This window comes from Acinetobacter sp. GN11, from assembly GCF_054823985.1.
This window is the reverse complement of record NZ_JRVL01000292.1, coordinates 1-3,728: the sequence shown is the minus strand read 5'-3', so window position 1 is coordinate 3,728 and position 3,728 is coordinate 1. Positions and strand designations below refer to the sequence as shown.

Below are 3,728 nucleotides of genomic sequence, written 5' to 3'. Positions count from 1 at the left end.
AGAAAATTAATTTATAAAATCATTGAGTTAAAAAATACTCGATTTTTACACCATTTTATATGCTGCTTGGCACGTAATTTGTTTTGTCTTTATTTTAAACTTCGTTAAATATTTCTGGATAATTAAATGAAAAACAGAACCTTACATTTGGCTTGTATCAGTGTTTTATTTTGGATGTCTCATTCTTCTGATGCTGCAACCCCCGAAATTAATACGAATACCATCGAAAAATCACAATCTAAAACAAATAGTAATGTCTCTGTTCGGGTGAAAGCTTTAAACCAGCTTTTACAAGAACAGTGGGAATATACTTTGCGAAATAACCCTGAAACTGCAACGACTTTAGGAGATTTACGCTACAACAATCGATGGACCGAGGTTTCAAAAACTCAGATCGAGAAAGATAAAAAAACTACTCAAAATTTTTTAAAACGTTTTGAAGCGATTGATAGCACAGGGTTTTCAGCAACTGATCAATTAAATAAAGATCTAATGATTTATCAGTTGAAAGAGACTCTTAAAAGTTATGATTTGAAACTATATGAAATGCCTTTCAATCAAATGTGGGGGCTACATTTACAATTTCCGGGATTTATTAGTTCGATTCCATTTAATAATACGAAGCAATATCAAGATTATATTGCTCGTTTAAAACAAATTCCTCTTATTCTTGATCAAGGTACTCAATTAGCGAAACAAGGACAAAAAGATGGCTTGATGCCACCCAAGTATTTAATTGAAAAGGTGGCAAAGCAGATTGATAGCATTGCAACTCCAGCAGGAAAAGACAGTGTGTTTGCTTCACCATTAAAGCAATTTCCAAAAAACATTTCGAAAGCAGAACAAGAGCGTTTAAGCCGTGAAATCATACAGGCCATAGATCAGAATGTTCGGCCTGCCTATCAAAAACTCGGCACGTTTATTCAGAAAGATTACTTACCCTATGGACGACAACACGAAGGTATATGGAGCTTGCCAAACGGTGATGAGCTTTATCGCTATTATGTAGAAAATAATACGACAACCTTGGAAAGCCCTGAAAATATTCATCAGCTCGGATTAAAAGAAGTGACTCGTATTGAAGCGGAAATGCTTGAAATTGCCAAAGCACAAGGTTTTAATGACTTAAAAAGTTTCCAACAATCCTTAAAAACAAATCCAGCCGTTTTTCCAAAATCTCGTGAAGAAATTTTAGAGATTTATCGCGGATATATTGCCCAAATGCAACCAGAGTTGCCGAAGCTATTTGGTTTATTGCCAAAAAATAAAGTCGAAGTTTTACCTGTAGAGCAATATCGAGAAAAAGAAGCGGCAGGTGCGGAGTATCACCAAGGCACGCCTGATGGTTCACGCCCCGGACAGGTTTATGTAAATACTGGCGACTTCTCTGAACGTTCAAAAATATCAATGGAAGCGACTGCTTACCATGAGGCAATTCCCGGCCACCATATGCAGATTGATATTGCCCAAAACCTGCCAAATTTACCGATGTTCCGAAAGCAGCCGAATCACACCGCCTACATTGAAGGATGGGCACTTTACGCAGAGCAATTGGGTAAAGATGTTGGTTTCTATAAAGACCCGCTTTCAGACTATGGAAGACTATCGAGTGAGTTGTTCCGTGCTTGTCGTCTAGTGGTTGACACTGGAGTACATTATAAAAAATGGACCCGTCAGCAAATGATTGATTTCATGCGAGAACACTCAGCTTTAGATGAACCTGATATTCAGGCAGAGACAGACCGATATATTGCTATTCCTGCACAAGCATTGGCATATAAAATGGGACAACTAAAAATCTTAGAGCTACGGGAGCTCGCGAAACAGGAGCTTGGAGATCGTTTTGATATAAAAGCGTTCCATGACATGATCTTAAATGCAGGAACATTGCCTTTAAATATACTGGATGCACGTATTAAAAATTGGATTAAGGAACAAAAAGCGGCAGCTTAAAACAAAATTCGAAATTTAGGTCAGGTCCTCGTTGGGCCTGATTTAAAAACTGATAGAAAACAGAATATAATAATGAAAAATATAGTTTCTTTTAGAATTTTAAATTGGAAAAAATAATGAACCAGAAGAATAACCCGATTGGAATGATTGATTCTGGTTTAGGCGGGCTGTCTCTCTTTAAGCACATTCGGCAGGCTCTTCCGAATGAAGATATTATTTACTTTGCAGACTCGAAATATGTCCCTTATGGAGACAGAGATAGCGACTGGATTGTTTCAAGAACCACTCACTTAATCTCAAATCTTATAAATGACGGGAAGTGCAAAGCAATCGTTGTTGCTTGTAACACCATGACTGCAGTAGCGATTGAAACAATCAGAGCGCAAATTAATGTGCCACTGATTGCTATAGAACCAGCGGTAAAACCTGCTGTAGCAATCACACAAAGTAAGCATATTGCTGTCTTGGCAACTGCAACTACGGTTAAAGGCAAAAACTTAAAAAGTTTAATTGAAACGTATGCGCAAGATATTAAAGTGTCTTTAGTGCCATGTATTGGTTTAGCTGAAAAAATTGAAACGGGCAAAGCGCATACCGCGGAAGTTAAAGATTATTTAAAAAATATTTTGGCGCCGCTGGTCGAACAAAAAGTGGATACAATTATTTTAGGATGCACACACTATCCGTTTGTCTCGGATACGATTCAGGAAATTGTAGGTCGTGATATCCAAATTATTGAGCCTTCCGAAGCTGTAACAGCGCAATTAATTCGGCAGCTCAATCAATATAAGTTAAGTTCTGAAAGTCCAAATGAGGGGAATCATATTATTTGGACCAGTTCAGACCCGTTGGAAGTTGCGGACGTTACTTTTTCATTGTTAGGTAAACATTTACCCGTAGAAACTACTGGTTTTTAAAGCCAAGAAAAACGCCTAGTCCCATAAAAATGAGTCCACCCATCACTGACATAGATTTTTGGGGCTTCTTTGATTTAGTTAATTTTTGACTGATGTAATTGGCTAAAAACACACAAACAACATCAGCAGAAACAAAGATTAGATTCACAATCAGCCCCAGAATGATGAATTGAGACCAAACTGGAAAATCTAATGAGGTATTAATAAATTGAGGTAAAAAGGCGATATAAAAAATAGCGGTTTTAGGGTTTAAAACTTCGACCAGAATGCTCTGCTTTAAAGACAATTGACCATTTTCAACATTTTGCTGAACAGTCGGGGACGAGGTAGATCTAATTAATTTAATGCCTAACCAAACTAAATATAAAGCACCTAAAATCTTAATAATATCATAGAGTTTTGGAATAATTTGAAAGATGGTCGTTAAGCCTAAAGAGGCTGCAATGATATGAAAACAACCTCCTAAGAAAATTCCAAATGCTGCCATCAAACCAGATTTTCTGCCGCGAGAAAGCGTCTGTGCAGCCGTATAAAGCATTGCCGGACCCGGAATATAAGCAAAAATAATTGTAGTAATTAAAAATGTAATGAAAAGCTCTAAAGAAATCATGTTTTACCTATCTTATTGTTACTATTTTTGAGTGAATTTTAAACAATTCAAAGTATATGAAATTTATAAGTATTTCAATTTTATAATCAGATTTATGGCTATAAAAACTCAAAATAACTTGATCTAACTTTTAGAGTCACTGTCAAAAAATTTCAATCACAAAACTCTAAGCTCAGAGCACCTAGATTAAGATATTTTTTATACTTAACTTTTCTCATCTTAGACGTATTTATATAAACTGTTAAATT

3 protein-coding genes are annotated in these 3,728 nt (G+C 36.1%); 2 read left to right on the top strand and 1 reads right to left on the bottom strand.

Annotation, left to right across the window (positions count from 1 at the left end; genetic code table 11):
- The first annotated feature begins 126 nt into the window (after positions 1-126).
- Both NL42_RS18430 and murI read left to right on the top strand, forming a co-directional pair.
- Positions 127-1,953, top strand: a complete 1,827-nt coding sequence (locus NL42_RS18430; protein ID WP_461313853.1) for a DUF885 domain-containing protein — start codon at positions 127-129, stop codon at positions 1,951-1,953.
- A gap of 116 nt (positions 1,954-2,069) precedes the next feature.
- On the top strand, positions 2,070-2,870 hold the full coding sequence (murI, locus tag NL42_RS18425) for a glutamate racemase (RefSeq protein ID WP_461313852.1): 801 nt from the start codon (positions 2,070-2,072) through the stop codon (positions 2,868-2,870).
- Here murI and NL42_RS18420 read toward each other — a convergent pair.
- A complete protein-coding gene (locus tag NL42_RS18420) occupies positions 2,857-3,480 on the bottom strand; it encodes a LysE family translocator (RefSeq protein ID WP_191000952.1) in 624 nt (207 codons plus the stop codon). The genes murI and NL42_RS18420 overlap by 14 nt on opposite strands.
- Positions 3,481-3,728: the final 248 nt, after the last annotated feature.